The sequence below is a fragment of the Paraburkholderia sp. 31.1 genome (assembly GCF_014397645.1).
Lineage (GTDB): Bacteria > Pseudomonadota > Gammaproteobacteria > Burkholderiales > Burkholderiaceae > Paraburkholderia > Paraburkholderia tuberum.
On the sequence record NZ_VZQN01000030.1, the window covers coordinates 25,381 to 46,641 of the forward strand.

Below are 21,261 nucleotides of genomic sequence, written 5' to 3' on the forward strand. Positions count from 1 at the left end.
TTCATAGCCACGCGTTCTCGTCACCCGGGCTCACGACTGCCCGATGCCAGTCGACTGTGTGATGCGGAAGATCACGAATTCCGCCGGCCGCACGATGGCCACGCCGATCTCCGTGATCACCTGCCCCACGTCGCGCACTTCGGGCGGATTCAGCTCGGCATCGCATTTGACGTAGAAGGCCTGGTCGGGCGTCGTGCCGAATAGCGCGCCCGTGCGCCACACATTGGTGAGGAACGCGGTGATGTTGAGGCGGATCTTGCCCCACAGTGCCTCGTCGTTCGGCTCGAAGACGATCCACTGTGTGCCCATCTCAATCGACTTCTGCAGGAACAGGAACAGGCGCCGCACCGGTACGTACTTCCATTCGCCGTTGGCGTCCCCGCCAATGGTGCGCGCGCCCCACACCGTCACCGCGTTGTTCATGATTCGCAGCGCATTGACCCCTTGCGGATTGAGCTCTGACTGAATCGGCTTGCTGATGTAGTACTTCACCTCCAGCGCCCCGCGCACCACGCAGTTGGCCGGCGCCTTGTGCACGCCGCGCTCCTCATCGGTGCGCGCATAGATACCGGCGATATGTCCGCTCGGCGCGACATACGTGCGTCCGCGGTATTTCGGGCCGACCTTGCGCTGCGAGTCCGAGTCCTGCAACTGTTTGGCAGGATCGACCACCTCGATGTGCGGAAAGTAGAACGCGGCGTTTTTGCTCGGGCGCGGCAAAAGCGAATCGGTACTCGAATACGACAGATTCTGCAGATAGAGGTCCTCGTCGTTGCCATCGTTGACGACGTCTGGCGCGTCGAGGATCGCGAAGCAGTTCTCCCGGTTCTCGGCGTGCGACATCAGCGCTTCCCACGTGTCGGAATTGCGCGGCAGCCCTGGCGCCGTGATGATCGCGAGATCGTCGATCGACCTGAACTTCTCCAGAACCTTATCCAGGTCCGCGGCATCCTCGATGCGCGCGATGTACGCCTTCGTCCCGCCATTCTTGAAAAAGCCGTTGACCGCGTGCGTCAGTGCGTGGTGCCCCGGGAAATACGGTCCGAAAATCCACTTGTCCGGATTCGAATAAGGCTGGTCGGGCTCGCCCTTGTACGCGGAGAACGTGCCGAAGCGCTGCGTATATTCGGTGAAGTTGGTGCAAAACTTGGTTTCGAACGGATCGGCCTTGATTTCGAATTCCTGAAGAATGTAGGGCCTCAGGAACGAAGGCGCGATCATGGCCGCATCGACATCGCGATTCTCGAACGCTTCGTCGTCCAGTGGCGCTTCGATAGGCTCATCCACCGTCGCGCCCGGCGTCGATTGATCGCCAGCCACGGGAGCGGGAGCCGGTGCCGGCGCGGGCGTCGGCGCGGACGCCGCTTCGAACGCGGCGCGCGCCTCGTTCAGCGCCTTGGTCATATTGTCGACGGACTTGTTTAGTGCGTCAGCCTTGTCGAGCGCTTTTTGATGCGCATCCTGTGCTCCGCTGCGTGCGCGATTGGCGTCGGTCGATGCCTGCCTGGCGTCCTTCTTGTCGCCGGTTGCGTTGTCGAGCGCCGTTTTTTTCTCTTCCGCAGCCGTGTTGGCGGCGTCTAGCGCAGTTTTTGTCGTAGTGACCTCCGCCTCTGCCTCGGCCAGTTTGCGCTTCTCTTCCGCCAACTCGGCATCCTTGGCGTCGAGCGCGGTCTTCATGACCTGCGTCGCCATATCTTGCTGAGGCTGGATGTGCTCCTCCGCCTTCGCATCGAGCTTGCCCGCCTTCTGCAACTGCACGCGCCGCTCGACGAGCGCCGCAATCGCGTGCGCGGCGCGCGCGACCACCGGGTCGTAGTCCGGGTTTGGCACCGGAATATAGATCTTCCTCGGCATCACGCCGATGAAGCCGACCACGTTGGTTCCAACGCCCGCGATCGGTTGCTGCGCGGACGGCACTTCCTCGACGTATACGCCCGGTGCTTGATAGGTAGAGCTTGACATGGAGCAGTCCTCTTTCAGTCAATACTGCAATCGACACTCGCCGATAACGAGAAGAGCCTGAGATGAAGCGGATCGAAAGCCGTCCGCCGGCGCTCAGGGCGCGGGCGGCGACTCGCCGCGCATGCGGGGGTCGTAGTAGAACACCGGCTCCTTGACGAGCTGGATCTTCTTGACCTTGCCCACATCGACTAACAACGTAACGGTGTAGTTGATCGCGGCCTTCGGCTTGCCGCCCATCGCCTGCCAGAACTCGCCCAGGCTTTGCAGGCGCCCCGGCTGCAAAGCGCTGACGGGCAGCGGCATGTCGCTGTCCTTCAGGCTGCCGTGCAACACCTCCTCCGGAAGCACGTGATGCCGCAACAGCACGCGCATCACTTCGCCAAGCAGGCGATGCTCGTCCTCCGCCGGACTCGCGAGACCTTCACGCGGCCACGCGGTAATCAGATAGGAAGCGTCAACGCGAACGGGCGCCATGGTGCGCAGCACGCTGCCGTCCTCGCGGCGATCGAATTGAAATTCGTGGCTGCGCAACTCGGTGTTCTCTCGCACGTCGTAAAGAAACAGGTCGATGGCGGGCGTCGTGACCGATTGCGGCGGGAACTGATCGTCGGGTGCCTCGAAGCTCACCTGGATCTGATGCGCGAGGCCGGGCGACAGCTCGCTCTTCAGCAATGCGGCGAGTGTCTCGTCGAGATCGTCTAGCATGCTTACCTCTCGCTTGAGCTTGGTCCGGTGCCACACATCGTCATGACGTGTAGTACGGCTTCCTAACTTTCTGTTCAACACCAACGGGTGACGGACCACTACAGAGATAGATGACGCACCTTCGGATGCCGGGCAGCTGCGGATGCGTGGCCAGGCTCGACGTATCGATGTCGGCAACGTCTATCCGATGTGCTCGATCTCTACTTGCAGGTCATGTTGGGATCCCGGCGCATCGCGATAGAGAGCGCCCCGTGTGTAAATCGCGGGTAGAAGGCCGCAATTGAAAAACTCGCCCCCCAAGATCGATCTGCATTGGCATGGCACAACCCTGAAATGGTAAGGGGACACGCAAAAACTGAGTACTTTTGCGCTTTCACACAGTCTTGATCCATTTGGCAAGCAGCATGAAAAGCTCGCGGCGAATGTTGAGTTAACCCAGGTACTTAATCAAACATCGCACGTCCTGATACGGATGCGGCCGTCCCGGCGAACCCAGGCACAGACAGGCGCGAAGGCGTTGGCCTTGCGCACCCGACTTATCCGCACCCCGGCTACGAGCGGAGGCATCGTGTCACATCGACTATTCAAATCGGCATTGCGCATGCTGTCCTCGGGCGCCTCCGGTCTCGCTCTTGGCCTCGTGACCGCCACCGCGTGCGGCGCGCCTCTGCAAGCCGTCGCGGTCAGCCAGCCGGAACCGGGCAACGTCACGGTGACGGTGCGCGCGCCGGGCGCGGTGCCCTCAGCCGACGCCTTCACCCTGCAATTGCCGAGTGCGGACACGGCCCCGACCAGGGTTCCGGCGCAGTCCGTCGAAGCGGCCAATGCGCTGCCGCCCGATCTCGCCACCGCAGTGCTGCTGTGCGTGGACCGCAGCGGCTCGATGGATTCGGCGGTGCCGGCGATCAAGGCCGCGCTGAAGGACGTACTCGCCCGGCCGCGCCCGGACCTGCGCATCGCGTTGATGTCGTTCGGCTCCGATACGCCCGCGCCCACGCCTTTTTACAGCGAGTCCGCGCCCGTCATCGAAGCCGTCGACGCAATCCGCGCCGAAACCGGACGCGACGGCAAGACACGCCTTTATGACGCGCTCAACATTGGCTCCTCGACGCTGGCCAATCTGCCGCTGCGAGGGCCGAAGCGTCTTATCGTCATCACCGACGGCAAGGACGAAGGCAGCCAGACGCGCTCCGACGTGCTCTCGGTGCTCTTGCAGGGGCGCGGCCTGCCGATGGATGCGATCGCGTTCGGGCAATCGGCGCAAAAGACATCGTCGGGGCTCGCGACGCTCGCAAACAGGAGCAGCGGTGCATTCGTGCTCGCGACGAGTCCATCGAGTCTCGTCGAAGCACTACGCAACGATCTCGGCACCGCGCCCGCACCGGCCTACGACGTCAGATTTCACTACAAGGCGGCGCCGGGCATGCCGCCGCTGCAATCGGCCCAACTCGTCTACGCGGCGGCCGCGGGTGCGCCGCCCGTGCTGATGCCAATTCGCGCCGCGCTTGCCGCGCCCGCGCCGGCCGCTGCTCAACCGTCGCCTTCACCATCGCCGGCCGTTGCGTCGGCCGCGCAAGCCGCGCCCGCGAGCGTGCACCAGGCAGCGTCGAAGACGGAAGCCGCGAACCCGACATCCTCCGCGCACGGTAGCGCCATCAGGATCGGTTCCGTGAAGATCGACGTGAAGTCCGGCTTCAGCGTGCTGATCGGGCTAGCGACGACGCTCTCCGCACTTGCCTACACGCTGCGCAGGAAGCATGTGCCCGTGCCGCCGCCCGACGAAACGCGTCCGCCCGAGCCGAAGCAGCAACGCCAGGCCACCCGCATCGGCATGATGTTTCCGCCGCCCTCGCGCGGCCGTCCCGCCGCGCTGCTTGTCAACGAAGGGGTGCGCGGCGCGATCAATTCCTATGCGATCGAAAAGCCCAATGTGCAAATCGGCGGGGACGAAGCGAATGATCTGATCGTGCGTGACTACCATGTGTCGCGCAAGCACGCCAACATCCGCTTCGAGTCGGGGACGCTCTATCTCCGTGATCTCGGTTCGAGCAACGGCACCTTTCTCAACGGCGCGCGCGTGAAGCAGGTAGTGACGCTCTCACCCGGCGACCAGATTCGCTTCGGCCATACGACATGGGAGCTGCGCCGCGCAGGTGAGGCGAGCGTAGCCAGTCGCTCGGACGAGCGCTTCGAGCGGCCGGTGCCATGAACCACGTTCGGGAGCGAGCCGTGCACGAAGCGAGCAGCATCGAGGGCGCACTCGCCGTCGACGGTCCCCGCGCACAGTCCGGCGCAACGCATGCCAATGCGTGCCTATGGTCGGTCGGACAACGCTCGGAGACGGGGTACGTGCGCAGTGAGAACCAGGATCGCATGAGCTGGATTCGCGCGAGCGCGGCGGACATCTTCGTCGTCTCCGACGGCATGGGCGGCCATGCGGGCGGCGCGACGGCGGCGAGCCTCACGGTGCAAGTGATGCAGGGCGAACTGCAAGGCCTGGGTTCGCTGCAGAGCGCTGGCGCGGTGCTCGAGCACGCGCTGCAGGCGGCCAACGCCGCCGTTTACGCGCGTGGCCAGATGCCCAATCCTCTGACGGCGGGCATGGGCGCAACCGTCGTCGCGCTGCTCGCGGCAGGCGAGCGGATCATGCTCGCGCACGTCGGCGACAGCCGCGCGTATCTGCTGGACCGACGCGGCGTGCTGCGTCGGCTGACGAAGGATCACAGCGTCGTGCAGCGGATGATCGACGCGGGCGTGCTCGCCGAGAGCGAAGCCGCGAATCATCCGGATGCGAGCGTGCTGGAGCGTGCGCTCGGCCTGAAACCGCGCGTGCCGGTCGACGTGAGCGGTTGGCTCACGCTGCAGCACGGCGAGCTTTGCATGCTGTGCTCCGACGGCTTGTGCGGATATGTCGCCGACGATACGATCGCCGCCGCGATGCGCGAAGGCGGCGCGCCGCAGGCGATCGCGGACCGTCTGGTGCGGATCGCTCTCGAGCACAGCGGAGAGGACAACGTAACGGTGCAGGTGCTTCGTTGTGGCGAATCTCGCGGAACCGCCGTGCAGCGCTGGGTCATGCGCGGCGCGCTCGCGCTGGCAACGCTCTGCGCGGCCGCGGCGGCGATGGTGTGGGCGGGATGGATCGGCGTGCATGTGGGTGAGCGTCCGGCTACCGGAGCCGCCGCGAAGGGATCGACGATGCGGTCGAAGGCTTCGGAGGCTGTCGCACCGGCGGCGGTGAGCGCGGTGGTCGTGCCCGTTTTCGTCGCGACGGCGCTGGCGTCGCTTGAGACGGAAATCGCCCGGCTCGAACGCGAGCGGCAGCACGACATTGACGACTACGAGCGCAAGCTCGACGCGCTTGATAGGAAGCGCGATGCGATGCTCGCCGCGTGGCCGACGGTCGCGTCCGTCGCATCTGTCACGCCGGCCGTGCCGGATTACCGGCGCGAGGCCAGTACCGTGGGAGTAGCGAGCGCAACAGCCGCGGCGAGCGGCGGCAGACCGGTGGCGGCAACGAGCATGGTTCGAACGACCGCTCCCGTCGGCGCGCCGAAGCGGCCCGCAAAGCGCGTGCAGCACACCGCGACGCAAGCCCCGCCGAAGGCCCCGCGTGCGAAAGAACCGGCCGCGTCGTCAGAGGTAAGCGCCGCTGGGGCGCCGCCCGGCGTCCGCAACGATGCCAGTCAAAGCGATATCGACCCGTCAGACCGTTAGACGGCCAGTGCGTCAGCCAGCGGAGATCAGGCAATGAGCAACAAGCCATTCAGGAATATTTTCGGCCAGATCTGGGGAGGCAGCTTGTCCTCCGGTTCCGGCGGGTCGGGAACGGTGTGCCCGAACGGGCATCCGATGGATCCGAGCTGGACGCGCTGTCCGCGCTGCGACGCCGAGAGCCGCGCGAACGAGCGCTCGAGCGAAGCCTCTTCCTCCTACACTTTCGACGGTTCTGATACCAGGAGCTCGACCATGTCATCGCACAAGCACACCGTCATCGCCGGCGAAACAACGTCGTCCGACGCTTCCGCCACGCGCGAGGAAGACAGCTACGAAAGCTCGATGTCCAGTCCGTCGCCGAGTCCGCGTCGATCCTCGCGTCGCAAGATCACGGGCGTGCTCGTGACCTTCACGTGGGAGCGCCAGGGCGATCTCTTCGTGCTCTATGAAGGCCGCAACGTCATCGGCAAGGGCACCGTGGAAAGTGAAGGCGGACGGCCGTGCGACGTGCTGCTCTCGATTGACGCCACGTTGTCCAACGAGCACGCGCTGATTCTCTGCCGCGCGGGGCGTTACGAGCTGTTCGACAACCGCAGCACAAACGGCACCTATGCGGACGACCAGTTCGTCGAAAGCGCGGGTGTGATGCTAAGAGACGGTGCGCGCATCAAGACAGGCAACACGGTATGGCTGTTCCGCCAGATCGACTCCGAGGACGCGCCCGCCCATATCCGCCAGGAGCGTCGTGAGGAACCGCAGCAGCGAGAGCCGCAGTCGCGCCGCGAGGCCTCCCAATGGAACGAGGCGCGCGAACCGCATCGCCCGTCGCGTGACGACTCACGAATCGAATAGCTACTGCCATGAGCTTTCGTCAGGGACAGCGCGTAGGACCTTACGTGATCGAGCGCAAGCTGGGCGCGGGCGGCATGGCGAGCGTGTGGCTCGCCTGGGACGAGAGGTGCCGACGGAACGTGGCAGTCAAGGTGATGGCCGATGCGATCGAGTCCGAAAGTCAGATCGCCGCGCGTTTTCTCGATGAGATCCGCCATCACGCGGTGCTGCGCCATCCGAGTATCGTCGCGGTGCGCGACGTGTTCAGCACCGGCGGCCAGCCTTGCCTCGTGATGGATCTCGCGCCGGGAGGCTCGCTCGCCACTCTGCTCGATGAACGCCCGGGGCGGCGCCTGCCCGCGGCCGTTGCGCTGCCGCTCATCGGCGAGGTACTGGACGCGCTCGACTACGCGCATCGCCAAGGCATGGTGCATCGGGATGTGAAGCCGTCGAACGTGCTGCTCGATGTCTCGCGACAGCACGCGCTGCTGTCCGATTTCGGCGTCGCGCTCGCAACGGGCGAGCGTCGGCGCACACGCGCGGGACAGTCGGTCGGGACGACCGCGTACATGAGCCCGGAGCAGATCCGCGCGACCGGCACGATCGACTATCGCTCCGATGTCTATAGCGTCGGCTGCGTGCTCTACGAACTGCTCACCGGCAGACCGCCCTTCGTGGTCGAAAGCGGCCGGGACGCCAGCGACGACGACGACGCGACCGCTCGGGCCACCGTGCTGGGCATGCACCTGAACAGGAAACCGGTGGCGCCGCGCGTGCGCGTGCGTGCGATTCCGCGGCATGTAAGCGATCTCGTCATGCGCGCGCTCGAGAAGGACCCGGCGCGGCGCGTGCCCGGCTGCGCGGAATTCAGGCGACTGCTCTTCGCGCCGCCAGGCTGGCGCGGCCACGTGCGGCAGTGGCTGAGCTCACCGGTCGCGATCGCGGCGGCGCTCGCGGTCGCCATGGCGGCAGTGCTGGGCACCATGGCCATCATGATTAGCTAGCCGAGGCAATCCTGGGAAAAGCATCACCAGCAGTCGAATGCTCTCTTAGTCCTGCGAAGTTATTCGCATTGAGGGCAGAATCTTACGTCAGGCAGTCAGGTTTAATCCGTAGGGGAAAAATCATGATCAGATCGTGCAGCATCGTTTTATTGGGCGCCCTCGTCGCGGGCTGCGCCACCACCGAACAGAATGCAGCGCTCGAATGCGGCGCGGGCGGTGCGGGCGGCGCGTTTCTGATCTGCAAGCTCGCGGGCGGCAGCGACGCGACCTGCGCGGCTGTGGGCGGCGGCGTCGGCGCGGTCGGCGCCGCGGGCTGCTATGCATGGTCGTCGCATCTGAAGAAGGAGCGCGAGGCACTCGCCGGCCACGAGAACGATCTCGACGCGCGACTCGCGTACGCGAGAAGCGTGAACGACACCATGTCGAAGTACAACGATTCGCTGCGCCAGAAAGTCGCCGAATTCTCGCAGCATTCCGCCCTCACCGCACGTCAGATCAGCGTGCAGACCAATGACGAGACCCAGCTCACCAGTCAGCGCAGAAAAATCGACGAAACGCTGAAGGAGGCGAACGCCTCCATCGCCGAGCAAAAGCAGGCGCTCGCCGACATGCACAACTTCCAGGCGCAGCACGCGAGCCACTCGGAGAGCCTTGCCGCGGAAATCCGCCGTGAGGAAGCAAACCTGCAAGACACCCAGCGTCAAGCCAGCGCGCTCGCGAACCTGAAGCAGAACGTCTGAGCCGAGAGCATTCTCAGTTTCCCGGGATCACGATCATGAAGACTCCAATCATTACGCGCCGTGCCTACGCTGCGCTTTTCTTCGCTCTCCTATGCGCGGCGGGCGGCTGCACCATCGCCGACCAGTACTCGGATATCAACGCGACCGATGGCCGGATCGCGAACAAGAGGGGTCAGCTCCAGCAGGAAGTGGACGTGAATACGCAGCTCCAGACTCAGATGAAGCGACTGAGCGACGATCTCACCGATAAGGAGCTGACGAGCGATCAGCTCGACGCTCGCCTCGCGCAATTGCAGAGGCAGAACCGGAGTCTCGCGAGCGACAACGCGAAAAAGCGCGCGCAGCGCGACGCACTCGCAGCGGCGCTAGCGCAGTATCGCGCGCAGGTGGCGGCGATCACGGCCAGTAGCGCGACCGGCGAGGCGGCCACCGAAGCGCAGAAACGGCAACTGGATCAGTTGAAGCAACAAATCCATAACCGTCTGCTCGCGCTCGCGCAGGCTGGCTGAAAAAGCGATGAACATGACGACGCGCTTCGCCCTGCCGTTCGCGCTGCTGCTGGTCGGCGCGTGCGACCCTGCACGAAACTCGCCGGACGCGGGCCCGGCATCGGCGGCGCCCGCGCCCGACCGTCTGACCAAGGCCTCGCAACTCTATGCCGACGCGCTCGACGTGATCACCGCGCGCTATCTGTTCGCGACAAACGATCCGGAACGCGTGACGCAGGACGCGCTCGACGCGTATCTCGCTTCGCACGACGCCTATTCGGGTCACCTGACGCGCGACGAATACGCACGCTACAGCGACATGAACGAAAGCGGTTTCGGCGGCATCGGCATGGGGCTGGAGCGGCTGCGCGACGGCGATACGATCTGCTACCCCACTCCGCGCGGCCCCGCCGAACGCGCTGGGATCCGTGACGGTGAGCGGCTCGTCTCGATCGATGGCGCCAGAGTGCGCGGCAAGCCGCTCGCGCTCGTCGCTGCGCTCGCGACCGGGCGCGAGGGCACGCCCGTGGAACTCGTCGTCAGCGGCACAGACGGCGCGCAGCGGCAGGTGCGTGTGCTGCGCGCGCATCTGGACGAGCCAGGCGTCACGGAATACGACGAAGGCGTGCTCCACGTGCTCAAGATTCCGAGCTTCACGGGCAGCACGAAGAGTCTTGTCGCGGCGGCGCTCGCTGGCTGGGACAAGGACAAGGACAAGGACGAGGACAAGCCGATCGTCATCGATCTGCGCGGCTGCGGCGGCGGCAGCTTTTTCGGCGCGCTGGATACCGCGATGCTGTTTCTCAGGCAGGGCGCACCGATCGTCACCGTGACCGATCGCACGGGCGCCCACACCTACACGAGCACGCGCCTCGCCGACTTCACGCCGCGCCCATTCTTTCTGTGGCAGGACGGCCACACTGCGAGCGCCGCCGAGGTGCTGATCGGCGCGCTCGTCGACAACGGGCTCGCGCTATCGATCGGCGAGCCGAGCGCAGGAAAGGGCACGCGGCAGGACGTCGTCGAGCTGTCCGACGGTTCGGCGCTGATTCTCACCACGGGTTATCTGCGGACGCCGCGCGGCCTCGCGTTCGACCACCGAGGTCTCGCGCCAATGCGCGCGCTGCCGCCCTCGTCCGACACGGCCGCGTACGCGCGCGCCACGCTTGCGAGTCAATGACATGCTAGACACACGGAAAAGCCGCGACACGACCGAAGCGAGCCTCATTGGCAGGACGATTCGCGATCGCTATGTCATCGTCAGGCGGCTCGGCGAAGGCGGCATGGGGCGGGTCTATCTCGCCGAGCTTGTGGGCATGCGCGCCCGACGGTTCGCCGTGAAGCTGCTGCGCCCTGAGCTCACGAACAATGTCCACTTTCAGCAGCGCTTTCATGACGAGGCGAAGCATCAAGCGCAGCTCGATCACGAGAACATCGTCGAGATGGTCGATTACTTCGAGCTCGACGGCGACTATTTCCTCGTGCTCGATTTCGTCGACGGCCAGCCTCTTTCCGATCTGCTCGACAGCCAGCCGGGCAGGAAGCTCCCCGAGAAGCAGGCGCTCTCGATCATCACGGGCTTGCTGGACGGGCTCGACTGCGCGCACCAGAAGGGCATCGTGCATCGCGACGTGAAGCCGTCAAACGTGCTCGTCGATGCGCGCGGCCGCGTGCGCATCACCGATTTCGGGATCGCGTCCGATGCGGCCGGCCTCACGCGCACCGGCGAGGGCCAGGTGATCGGCACGCCGGAATACATGAGCCCCGAGCAATTGAGCGGCAACGCGACCATCGATCATCGCTCGGATGTTTATTCGGCAGGCGTCGTGCTCTATCAGATGCTGACCGGCCAGTTGCCGTTTCAGGGCGACTCGTTCCAGTCGATCCAGGCGCAGCAGCTCGCGAGTGCCGTGCCGAACGCGCGCACGGCCAACCCGAAGATCCCGAAGCGGCTCGCGGAGATCGTGCGCCGCGCGATGCAGAAAAACCCCGCCGACCGCTATCAGGGCGGCCTGCACTTCATCGCAGCGATCGACGCATATCGCCGGCGCAGCGCATGGAAGTACGTGATGCTGTCGGCGTGCATGCTGATCGCGGCAGGCATCTACGTCGCGCAGTCGATGATCGTGAACACGCAGGTGGTGCGCGAGGCCGTGCGCACGGCGGCGCACGACTACAACAACCTGTGCCGCGAGCATGAAAAGAAGAAGCAGAACGAGGAGAGTCTTGTCACCTCGCAGAAGGAAGGCGACTCCGATCTGATCGAGATGTTCAGGCACAACCTCGTGAAGAACGACGAGAACATGCAGTTGAACGCGCGTGAATACGGCGACGTGTTCCAGCGCATGACGAAGCTCGAGCAGCGCACGGTGCGCCGCGCGCTTAACGAGGAAGACGCGGATTCCAGCATGGCGGCCGTGCGTCGCGTGGTAGCGGCGGACTATGACGCGTACACGGCTCACGGCGCGCTTCCCATTGTTCAGTCGATGGCGCCGCGCTGCGCCACGCTCGGCTACAAGTACGAGCCAACGAATGTCCCGCAGTGACGTTTTCGTTGTCGCGATTTCCAGAGGAGCTCGATCATGCCGCAGCAAGCGACGATGGGCGCGATGCTTCAATGCTCGTTCGGGCTCACGCCCGCATCGCTAACCGTACTTCCCGTGAACCGCGTGATGGCCGAGGGGCCTCCCGCCGCGACCATTCAGGATCACGTGCCGCTCGTGAACATCGGCACGTTCGGCATGTGCTCGTCGCCGGCGAACCCCGTCGTCATTTCCGCGACGGCGGCCAAGCTGGGCGTGTTCACGCCGATGCCCTGCATCCCCGCGACCGCAACGCCCTGGGTCGCAGGCGCGCCGACGGTGCTAATCGGCGGTATTCCGGCGCTCGACAATGTTTCGCAGTGCATGTGCATGTGGGGTGGCGTTGTGACGGTGATCGATCCGGCGACAGTGAAAACCAACGTGCCGTGAGACGCGCGTGGCGCCGGATGATGGCTTGAGCGTTGGTTCGAATATCTGCAAGGAGGCACATCATGGCCCAAACTACCTTCGATCGGCTTAGGAACCTCCTTGCCGCGTCGTCAGGCTGGCGGTGCGCCAGACACGCGTTCGTTGCTGCATCACTGCTGACGCTCGCGATGCTCTGCGGCGTGGCGCTGCAGGACGCGCATGCCGCGTGTCCGCCGAATCCGATGAATTGCCAGCAGCCTTCGGCGATGCGGCAGCAGCCGCATCCGGTAATGCCGCCGCAGCCGCGTCCGATCATGCAGCAGCATCCAGTGACGGCAGTTCAGCCGACCTCGATACCGACCTCTCTTGCGCAAAATCACCCTCCGTCGCTGGCACCTGCGCAACCGCAAGCCGGCGTGCCAGTCGGACACGCGCACCAGTCGCCCAACGCGGCCATCAAGAGCGAATCGGGAATGCCGCTCGGCACGGCCCCGCTCCAGGCTCCGATGGCGCATGCTCTCGCGCATTCCGGCGCGGCGCAGATCGCGATGATACTGGTGCCCAGTCTGCGAGGGATGAGCATAAAGGCAGCCCAACAACTGCTCGAGCATCAACACCTGTCGCTCGCGGTGATGGATCATCCGGGCAAGGGCTTCACGGACGAGATCATCAATCAGACGCCGGCTGCCAATACACGCGTCGAGCCCGGCGCGCGCGTGTCAGTGTACCTGCGGCCCGTTGAGATGCGAGCGCTAGACAAGCCGGAGGACGCGATCGCGCCCGCACAACAGGCGCACGGCAATGAGCGGCTGGATCGGCGGCCCCGCAACGTGTCGCCGGGCATAGAAGCGGGTATCGCCGGCGCGGCGGACCGCACGAAGCGGCCGCTGCAATATGACATTCCGCGGAGGCCGTCAGCTCAGACGGTGCCGCTGTCGCCCGCCCTCGGCGCAGGGAAGCCGGCACTGCAGAGCCCGAACGCCGGCAGCGTGACGATCAACATCGCCCCGAAGAGCGTAGTCCCGCCGGCGGTCATCGGGATTCAGCCGGCACCCGCGATGCCTGCACCAGCGATGCCCGCGCCCCCCGTTGGAGAGCCAATGCCTGCCGCGCCGCCCCCGCCGCCTGCGTCGCCCGCAGCGCTTGCACCCGTCGCGCCGCCCGCACCACCGGCCTGGGCCGCGCCGCCCGCGCCGCCCGCACCGCCGGCCTGGGCCGCCTCGCCCAAGCCACCGGCCGCGGCAGGCGCCGCGCCGGCTTCGCCGCGAACCGAGGTACCCTCCGGCGCTGATACTCAGAAAGAACCGATCATGGCTGCCGGCCCGGGACCCGCGGAAGGCGAACAGCCAAATCTTTCGGAACAAGCCGGCGAAGCGCCGCCGCTTGCCGACGCTCAGCCGCCCGTGCAAGGCGCAGCGCCTGGACCGCTAGCGGCAGCCGGACCAGCGATCGCGGCGGACGTGGCGGCCGCGCCGCCACAGCCAGCGCTCGCGCCGTCGAGCGCAGCGCCATCCACTTCCACGGAGAACACCAGCGCGGCCAACGACACCTCGACGGCGATCCGGAGCGAACCCGCCGCGAAGAGCGCCGCGAATCCGCCCGCGCCGCCCGTGGAAACGGGCGAAAACCTCGCACCGCCGTCCGACAACCCCACCCAGGCGGCTTTCGCGTCGGTCGACCGCGCGCTGGACTCGATGCCGCTTGCGACGGCCGTGTTCAACGTGCCGACCGACATTGACGTGGACGAGGATTGCCCCTGCCGCATCGACTTCGTCCTCGACGCGCGACAGAGCGCCGATGCGATCGCGGCGCTCATCAAGCGTCACAATCCCGCGGCGGCAAACTTCCAGCATGACCGCGTGCGCATCTACTACAACATGGAAGCGAGCCTGACGGCGCAGCCAGACGATTTCAGCATCGATCCCGGTCCGGAGAAGCCATACCGGCAAGCGGTCAGCGAGACCAAGCCCACCACATGGACGTGGTACGTGACGCCGAAGAGGTGGGGCGTGCATCGCATGCGACTAGCGCTCTACGCCAGGATTCCGATCGAAGGTAAGCCGACGCCCGTGCTCGTCCAGACCTTCGACAAAAACATAACCGTGACGGTGACGCCGTGGAGTCTGGTGCGACGCTTCGTCCTCGAGAACTGGAAATGGCTGTGGGTCACGCTGCTGATTCCGCTTGGGCAGTTGGTCTGGAAAAATCGGCGGCGTCTGCAACCGCGCGTGAACACCGCGTCGGTGATGCCGCCCAGGCACCATCATCGGCATCATGCGCAGATGCACCGGCACGGCAGGAAGTGAGCTTTGCGATGCGCCGTTGCGGCGCCTGGGCTCACCGTCCGGATATGGCTACAGCTTGCGGACCCGCGCATCAAGCCCCAGGACTGCGGTTATACGCGCCTCGCCTTGTCAGCCTGGAGCCGGCTCGCGATCAACTGGATCAGATAAATAGCGAACTCGGGCTCCTGATAGTAGAAGCGGATAGCGTCAGGTGCAGAGACCGTCCTCATCTCGCAGTCGGTCTTGCATACGGCCGTGGACGTACGGCGATGCTCGGGCGAAAAGAGTCCGATTTCACCGAGCACCGTGCCTGCACCCATGTCGATACCAAGCTCGCTCAACCTGACGGTGCCCCTCTCGACGTAGAAAAGCTCGGTGCTGGTGTCGCCCTGGCGAAACAGTACCTGTCCCGAGCGGAAGTGCCGGCTTTTCATGTTGGCGAGCAGTCTGCCGACCGTGATGTGGCCGTTAATCGCGTTGTCGACCTGCGCGTCGCGGATCCTTTCCATGCGCGCCGCAACGATGCTCGCTTCGCCACGGCTAGAAACGTTCAGCGCCTTGAAAATGGTCGTGAGGTGCGTCTTGACGGTCGCTTCCGAGACGTCGAGTTGTCGCGCGATCACCTTGTTGGAGCGCCCTTGCGCGAGCAGCGCCAGCACTTCGATTTGTCGCGGCGTAAGGTGCAGATGCGGATCAGGATATGGCAGGCCTCGCGGGGCGTCGGCGTCGGCCTGCGCCCCGGCAGCCGCGAGCGGCTCGTGCAAGCTTGCAGCAACCAACGAACGGGGAAGATAAACACCGCCCGCGAAGGCGAGGCGCAACGCACTGAAAAGGAGTTCGGACGAGGCCGATTTTTCCACGCAACCTGAAACGCCCGCCGCGATCAGTTCGTCGACGTGCTGTCGTTGCGCGTTGCTCAACAGGACGATGACGGGCGTGGTGCGAGAATGACGCCGCGCGGCTTCCAGCTCATCGCTCGACAGGCGCAGACAGTCGCCGTCCATGACGACACAGTCCGGCTTGCGATCGTTTGGCCAACTGGTGGTCAGGCAATTCGAAGCGAACACTTCGCCATCCTGAGCGAATCCGCGCAGCAACGCCTCGACGCCTTCGCGAAAAAGTCCCGACGGTCCGGTGAGCAAAATGTACATGCAGTTTCGTCTCGCAACTTTTCCGCCGCGCACCCGCTCGCGGCGGGGTCTTGCCCGTCCACTTCCGATAGCTACACGGGCTGCCGGCGAAGTGAATGTCCGCGCCGCTTCGAAACGCTAATCCCGTCGTCTGGAAAATGCGAAAGGTTCTTCATTTCTACGCGGGTGCTTCGATCGAGTGATCCGTTTCACGAGGCGTGTCCCTCGCGGTTTCCATGCCGGGACGGCCCAGGTCGCGGCGAATATCGAGCGGATCGAATGGTTCGATCCCAACAGCGCCGGCTTGAAGGGGGCGGAACGGAAATCGAGAAGCGCCTTGCCGGGAATAAAGCAGATGCGGGCCAAACAAGACAATCTATACGCTTTTCGATCAATTACTCGGTTGATGCAAGGAGGTATGACGCCTGTTTCTTCGCTTGGCTAATGAGACTTTCCGCGGTGACTGACGCTCGAACGAGGAACCCTTGCTGACAACGGGTAAAGCCGCGCAACTTGAGTGCATTCGACTCAATCAAATAAGATGCAAATCCTCGGTCACCTGTGTAAGCACCAGATTCCATTTCTTCAACGGTGTCCGCTTTCGAGTGATATGACGCCACCTGTTAGCCCCACCTCTTATCACGGCAGAACCGCCCCCAGGCTCCACCTCTTAACATACTAACTCGATGAGCAATTATCAAGGAACGTTTGCCGTGAGTATTACGCGTCCCCCCCTTCACGGGTAGAGAAGGTGTCGCGTCAAAAGCGATAGCCCGCGCGCAAGTAATTGACGATTATATTGAGCGTGATCTTTGCGTCGAAGCACCGGATTAGCGTGCCAACGAGCGCTTGTGACCGAGTAGTTGAGGTATCCGCCGTGCTCATCGGAATGATAGAAACCGAAAAGCCGTGGGATGAATCCATCCACACCGCTTGACTGGTAAGGCAGTTGCTCATTAAAACCGAAGACGGTCGTGAGATGCTTCTTGACCGTGGCTTCGGCCGCGTCGAGTGGACGCGCGATCTTCCTGTTCCAGCGTCCGCGCGCGGCAGCGTCATCGGCCCTCCCGCCTCGCCACGCTCTAATCTTCCAGCGGGACGCCCAATGGTTCGTCGCGCGCCGGACACGTGGCGACCTGCGCATGCCCTGCATCCGACGGAGACGGCGACACGAGAAAATCCAGCAACGTCCTGCCCGGAATGAAGAAGTAGCCGCCGCCGATCAACCTGGTCAGATCCGGGAGTTCCGGCAGGGATACCGGTCCATCTGGAGTCGGTATGGTGAAGCTCCGGTTTTCTCCATGTCCCACGAGCGGATCGACCTCATCCTGCAAACCTTGCACGCTCGGGTTGAGCAGCCAGGTCTTCTGGACAAACTCGAATTGCCGCTCGATATCGCCGTTCAGGCACATGAAGAACAGGCCCACTTCCTTCCGCGGGTCCACCTCGGTGAGGTTGGCCGGATTGAGCTTTCCGAAGACCCGTCCCACACGCAGCAGGCGATGGCGATTGACCGAAGCGATTTCGACCTCCGACCCGGGGAAGCGTGTGTCGCGCGGGTTTGCCCGGCGCACGTGGGAGCCGAACGGACAGGCGCTGCCGTCTGGATCTTCGCCCATCAGGAAGTCGTTGTCGGGCACCCGAGGCGGCTTGTCGCTCGCGGCGGCCGGAGGCTTGTCATGCCGCACGAGCGAGGCGCCGTCCTGCCAGCGGCCGAGCAACTTGGCGAAAAGGACTTGCTGGACTTCTTTCGTGTTGTCGGACCGCACCACGCAGGCGGGAAGAACGAAGGACTTGCGGCTCCCGGCCGCGGGGGCGGCCGCTTCGGCTTCCTCGGTCTCGCTGACTTCAACATGCGTCGTCGTTCCCTCTGCCAGATTCGGCGCACCGCCCCGAATGCCAGTACGCTCGTACCAGGCGTCGAATGCATCGAGGTGCTGCAGGTACTGCCGCACGACGAGGTACGTGCCGTTCGAGCCTATGTCGCGCCGGCCTTCTCCCTCATACGAGGCGAACTCCGGACGCTTGCGGAACGGATCGGACCCGATGTCGGGAAGCTTGCGGTTCGGATCATGCGAAGCCTTGATGGAAGGCAACGGGGAGATCACCCCAAGATTATCGGGGTAGCCCAGAACGAACTCGCCGGCATCCACCAGATCGTTGGGGGAATTCTTGCGGGTCCAGTGCGGCAGACCGCGAATGATCGGCTGCGATACACCGTCGGCGAAGCCGAACGGTTCTTTCTGCGGGATGCCGCCAACACTCCGACCATCCTTGCTCTGCCGCAACGTCATGCGCTGGTAGTAGACAACGCGGTGGCCGTTGTCGCACATGCCGCGAGCGAGCTGTCGATACGTCTTGACGAAGCTCGATCGATCGCGGGCGTAGACGAGCACCAGCAGATCGGCCTCGCGATCCACGCCGCCCCACCGCCAGTGCTCCGGCGCGTTCCTGCCCAGATCGCCGAGCGCCCGTGATCGCTCCGGCGTGCGCATACCTTGCTTGAACGCGGGCGGAAAGGTTTCGATCGCGTCATTTGGAATGCCCATGGACTCGAGTCCTCGAGCCGAAAAACCCAGCACCAGCGCGACATCATGATGGTCCTGCGCTTCGCCGTACACCGCGAGTTTGCTCATCGGCTCGACGAAGCTCCTGCATTTCTCGACGTCCTTCCCGTTCAGGGAAATGAGCCAGCCCGCACAATAGCGCATGCTCGACATTCCGCCGAAGACAATGGTCGACATCTCCGATATCTGCAACTCGCTGGCCGGCCGCGGCGCGGAGCCGAATAGCGCAAGCCAGTCCTCGCAGTCCTGATACGACTCCTCCGTCGCGATGCCCTGCCGGATCGCGGCGTTGGTGCGGATACGCGCCGCGCTCAGATTGCGATAGGCGCCATACCAGAAACGCGTCGGCGTTTGCTGCCGGCGCGCCCATCGCTTCGTGCGATTGCGGTCCGTCGCGCCGCCGCCGACCAGGCCGTGCGTCCTCGGAAAGCCAACGCAATTGCTCCAGATACCCGTGACGCCCGTCGGCGCATCTGCAATGAAATCGGCGACATACGATTCCCAGGTGCCGTCATAGTTCGACCAGAACATCAACTGATCGGTGCCGGGCAGGCGCATCCAGCGCGCGAAATGAATCACGCCGTTCTTGCCGAGAAAACCCGGGGCGTTGACGAAGCGGCCCGCGCCAACCAGGATGAAGGCGAGACGCAGCGTTACGGTGCGCATCCAACTGGGCTTGATGCGTGACACGGAAGCGAGGTGGTTCTGTCCTCCGATGTTCTCGACCGCGAGCAACTCGGTATCGTGCGCGGTCGAGGGCGCGCGCTCGTCGTCGTAATCGGTCTCTTCCAGTTGACGAAGCTGCAATAGCGCAAGGAAGAAGACGAGCCCGACTAGAAGAATGAACGCGGCCGTCACGGCGAGCGCCCACATCATTGCGAGGATCAGGTTGTACTTTCCCCAGGCATAGCCAAAGGTAATCACGAACAGCAGGAGAAACGGAACGTAGAGCGGCCACAAGAACCGTTGGAGGACCGTTCCGGCCACCTTCCAGGCCTGCGGATTCTTGACGGATCGCGTATTATCCGGATCCTTTCCGATCAGCGGCGCGGGATCAGGAACGAACGCCCATTTCCAGCTGCGCTCACCATCGATCCACAGCATCTGGCGTAGCTCGTCGATCCGCTGATGCGGCGACTTCCTAGCCCAGCACTCGCTCTTGCTCCGCTTATCAATCTCGACGCTCAGATGCGTGGACAGCGCGTGTTCGTCGATGATCCGCTGCACAGTCATTCCCGGCGAACCGCTAAATACCTGCCCTGCCGGACCGCCCCACGTATCGCTGATCTCGACCGTTTTCTTGAGCAGATAGGCACGCAGCCTGTCGCGCGTCGTCTTGATGCCCGCCTTATCGAGCACGTTCAGCAACGGCCCGTGGAAGTGTTCAACGAGATCGGTGAAGAGCGCCTGCCGCCCGTAGTCCGACGAGATCTCGATCACGAGATGAGAAGTCGTGCTCGTCGGCTCGAGTGGCGGCAAGTCCGGGTCCGCGTCGTACTCGGCAGGACATTTCGGTTCGGCTACGACGAGTGTCATGAAATGCAGGCCGCGAACCTTGGCCAACCCATTGCAAATATCCTCTCGCGGATAATTACCCTCTTCCGTCAGAGCCTTAATCTGTTTGTTGACCGCATCGGAATGCCAGCAATCAAATGGAATGACGACGTTGATGAAAGCGTGTGGGTTCACAGCATCCTCACTTGAACTGGACGACCAGACTTTCCGGGAAGGCGGAGCCTGCACGTCGTTTCAATTGCCCTTCGGGACCATTGGCGCGCCTGAGATCCTGACGCAGCAACAATGGCTTGAATGTATTGACGAGCTGCGCCCGCGCAATGAACGCCCCGACACACCAGTGCATGCCGAAGCCGAAATGCATGTAATCGGATGCGGGCCGGCCCGGCATGAAGTCGAACGGACGCCTGACCTTTCGCCCGTCGAACATCGCCGATTCCGTGCAGGCCAGCACCCAGGTGTCTTTGCGAATGCGCCTCGCACGCAGCGTGCCTTCGGCAAGCGTGTAGTCGACAGCGCATCGACGGTATTGCCCGGGATAGACCGGCATGAAGCGAAGCGCTTCGAACAGGCAACACGACAGCAGGATGTCGTCGCCCGCAAGCGCCGCCGCGCGCGCCGCGTCGAAAAAGCCTTCCCGGTTAAGAAGTATTTCGAGCATGTTGCCGCCCGCAAGCATATTGGTCGGCACGAAGCCGACGATGAGCCCCATGAGCATCGCGCGAACATCGAAGACGTCGACGCCTTTTGCCATTAGCCGGCCGATGACCGTGCGATCGCCGCTCGGATCGGCGCGCTCCTTGTCGATCGCCTGATCGACTACCTTGCGCAAAATGCCCGCCATGTCGTCTACGAAGGGCTGCCTGTCGATCGGCGGCTTGCCGAAAAGATGCCCGCCCACGACGATGACGGCGTTTGTGAAGGTCGCGCGATCGGGAATCTCGACGCCAAGATATTCGATGCAGATCTCGAGCGGAATCCTCGTAATCAACTGGCCGATAGCTTCGAGGCGGCCCTTCGAACGCTCGATAACGAACTGTGCATTGTCAGCCGCGATTTTGGCGATGCATGCAGCGTCGGAATAGCGGAACGCCGCCATGACCGTCTTGAGTTGGTTGTCATGTGCCTGCTTGTTGTCCATGCCGAGTATGAACGGCGTGCCGCTCTCCGTCGCTCCGCCGTTGAGCCGCGCCATTTCGACATCGAACGGAACCACGAAGATGTCGTTGCGCGTCAGCACCTCCTCGACGTCGTCGTGCAACAGGACGCTCGCACGACCGAAGAAGCTCGAAATGGGCATCAGCATGCGGCCGAGCCAAAGGAGGATCTGTGACTTCGGCACATATCGCTCCGGCCTCGAGCGCCA

At 64.0% G+C, this 21,261-nt stretch carries 15 protein-coding genes; 10 read left to right on the plus strand and 5 right to left on the minus strand.

Annotated elements, in window-relative coordinates:
* Positions 1 to 30: 30 nt before the first annotated feature.
* Positions 31 to 1,962, minus strand: a complete 1,932-nt coding sequence (locus F6X37_RS22740) for a phage tail sheath C-terminal domain-containing protein (RefSeq protein ID WP_187612847.1) — start codon at positions 1,960 to 1,962, stop codon at positions 31 to 33.
* 93 nt (positions 1,963 to 2,055) lie between these two features.
* Positions 2,056 to 2,667, minus strand: a complete 612-nt coding sequence (locus F6X37_RS22745; protein WP_187612848.1) for a DUF4255 domain-containing protein — start codon at positions 2,665 to 2,667, stop codon at positions 2,056 to 2,058.
* Between the two features lie 568 nt (positions 2,668 to 3,235).
* On the opposite strand from F6X37_RS22745, the gene F6X37_RS22750 reads away from it, so the two are divergent.
* The 10 genes from F6X37_RS22750 (at position 3,236) to F6X37_RS22795 (ending at position 14,704) form a co-directional block, all read left to right on the plus strand.
* Positions 3,236 to 4,876, plus strand: coding sequence for an FHA domain-containing protein (locus F6X37_RS22750; protein WP_187612849.1), 1,641 nt, complete (start codon positions 3,236 to 3,238; stop codon positions 4,874 to 4,876).
* Positions 4,873 to 6,384 carry a protein phosphatase 2C domain-containing protein gene (locus tag F6X37_RS22755; protein WP_187612850.1) on the plus strand — a complete coding sequence of 504 codons (1,512 nt, stop codon included), beginning with the start codon at positions 4,873 to 4,875 and terminating at the stop codon, positions 6,382 to 6,384. Before F6X37_RS22750 ends, F6X37_RS22755 begins: the two co-directional genes overlap by 4 nt.
* Before the next feature lie 252 nt (positions 6,385 to 6,636).
* Complete coding sequence (locus tag F6X37_RS22760) at positions 6,637 to 7,236, plus strand: FHA domain-containing protein (RefSeq protein WP_187612851.1); 600 nt, start codon at positions 6,637 to 6,639, stop codon at positions 7,234 to 7,236.
* A gap of 8 nt (positions 7,237 to 7,244) precedes the next feature.
* Positions 7,245 to 8,219, plus strand: a complete 975-nt coding sequence (locus F6X37_RS22765) for a serine/threonine-protein kinase (RefSeq protein WP_187612852.1) — start codon at positions 7,245 to 7,247, stop codon at positions 8,217 to 8,219.
* Positions 8,220 to 8,341: 122 nt separating this feature from the next.
* A complete protein-coding gene (locus F6X37_RS22770) occupies positions 8,342 to 8,959 on the plus strand; it encodes a hypothetical protein (RefSeq protein WP_187612853.1) in 618 nt (205 codons plus the stop codon).
* Between the two features lie 35 nt (positions 8,960 to 8,994).
* A complete protein-coding gene (locus F6X37_RS22775) occupies positions 8,995 to 9,468 on the plus strand; it encodes a hypothetical protein (protein ID WP_187612854.1) in 474 nt (157 codons plus the stop codon).
* A 13-nt stretch (positions 9,469 to 9,481) separates the two neighbouring features.
* Positions 9,482 to 10,627, plus strand: a complete 1,146-nt coding sequence (locus F6X37_RS22780) for a S41 family peptidase (protein WP_187612855.1) — start codon at positions 9,482 to 9,484, stop codon at positions 10,625 to 10,627.
* A gap of 1 nt (position 10,628) precedes the next feature.
* Complete coding sequence (locus F6X37_RS22785) at positions 10,629 to 11,993, plus strand: serine/threonine protein kinase (protein WP_187612856.1); 1,365 nt, start codon at positions 10,629 to 10,631, stop codon at positions 11,991 to 11,993.
* A 36-nt stretch (positions 11,994 to 12,029) separates the two neighbouring features.
* Positions 12,030 to 12,419, plus strand: coding sequence for a DUF4280 domain-containing protein (locus F6X37_RS22790; protein ID WP_187612857.1), 390 nt, complete (start codon positions 12,030 to 12,032; stop codon positions 12,417 to 12,419).
* A gap of 62 nt (positions 12,420 to 12,481) precedes the next feature.
* On the plus strand, positions 12,482 to 14,704 hold the full coding sequence (locus F6X37_RS22795; protein WP_187612858.1) for a PASTA domain-containing protein: 2,223 nt from the start codon (positions 12,482 to 12,484) through the stop codon (positions 14,702 to 14,704).
* An 89-nt stretch (positions 14,705 to 14,793) separates the two neighbouring features.
* Here F6X37_RS22795 and F6X37_RS22800 read toward each other — a convergent pair whose 3' ends face one another.
* The 3 genes from F6X37_RS22800 to F6X37_RS37655 all read right to left on the minus strand — a co-directional run bounded on the left by F6X37_RS22800 (position 14,794) and on the right by F6X37_RS37655 (position 21,237).
* On the minus strand, positions 14,794 to 15,834 hold the full coding sequence (locus tag F6X37_RS22800; RefSeq protein WP_187612859.1) for a LuxR C-terminal-related transcriptional regulator: 1,041 nt from the start codon (positions 15,832 to 15,834) through the stop codon (positions 14,794 to 14,796).
* Between the two features lie 1,061 nt (positions 15,835 to 16,895).
* Positions 16,896 to 20,069, minus strand: coding sequence for a Dyp-type peroxidase (locus F6X37_RS22805; protein WP_187612860.1), 3,174 nt, complete (start codon positions 20,067 to 20,069; stop codon positions 16,896 to 16,898).
* Positions 20,070 to 20,076: 7 nt separating this feature from the next.
* Positions 20,077 to 21,237, minus strand: coding sequence for a cytochrome P450 (locus F6X37_RS37655; protein ID WP_187612861.1), 1,161 nt, complete (start codon positions 21,235 to 21,237; stop codon positions 20,077 to 20,079).
* Positions 21,238 to 21,261: the final 24 nt, after the last annotated feature.

Bases quoted from the DNA above. Each gene is read 5' to 3' on its own strand.
- F6X37_RS22755 (WP_187612850.1), top strand. From the start codon at position 4,873: ATGAACCACGTTCGGGAGCGAGCCGTGCACGAAGCGAGCAGCATCGAG.
- F6X37_RS22780 (WP_187612855.1), top strand. From the start codon at position 9,482: ATGACGACGCGCTTCGCCCTGCCGTTCGCGCTGCTGCTGGTCGGCGCG.
- F6X37_RS22800 (WP_187612859.1), bottom strand. From the start codon at position 15,834: ATGTACATTTTGCTCACCGGACCGTCGGGACTTTTTCGCGAAGGCGTC.
- F6X37_RS22775 (WP_187612854.1), top strand. From the start codon at position 8,995: ATGAAGACTCCAATCATTACGCGCCGTGCCTACGCTGCGCTTTTCTTC.
- F6X37_RS22785 (WP_187612856.1), top strand. From the start codon at position 10,629: ATGCTAGACACACGGAAAAGCCGCGACACGACCGAAGCGAGCCTCATT.
- F6X37_RS22770 (WP_187612853.1), top strand. From the start codon at position 8,342: ATGATCAGATCGTGCAGCATCGTTTTATTGGGCGCCCTCGTCGCGGGC.
- F6X37_RS22760 (WP_187612851.1), top strand. From the start codon at position 6,637: ATGTCATCGCACAAGCACACCGTCATCGCCGGCGAAACAACGTCGTCC.
- F6X37_RS22740 (WP_187612847.1), bottom strand. From the start codon at position 1,962: ATGTCAAGCTCTACCTATCAAGCACCGGGCGTATACGTCGAGGAAGTG.
- F6X37_RS22790 (WP_187612857.1), top strand. From the start codon at position 12,030: ATGCCGCAGCAAGCGACGATGGGCGCGATGCTTCAATGCTCGTTCGGG.
- F6X37_RS22745 (WP_187612848.1), bottom strand. From the start codon at position 2,667: ATGCTAGACGATCTCGACGAGACACTCGCCGCATTGCTGAAGAGCGAG.
- F6X37_RS22795 (WP_187612858.1), top strand. From the start codon at position 12,482: ATGGCCCAAACTACCTTCGATCGGCTTAGGAACCTCCTTGCCGCGTCG.
- F6X37_RS22765 (WP_187612852.1), top strand. From the start codon at position 7,245: ATGAGCTTTCGTCAGGGACAGCGCGTAGGACCTTACGTGATCGAGCGC.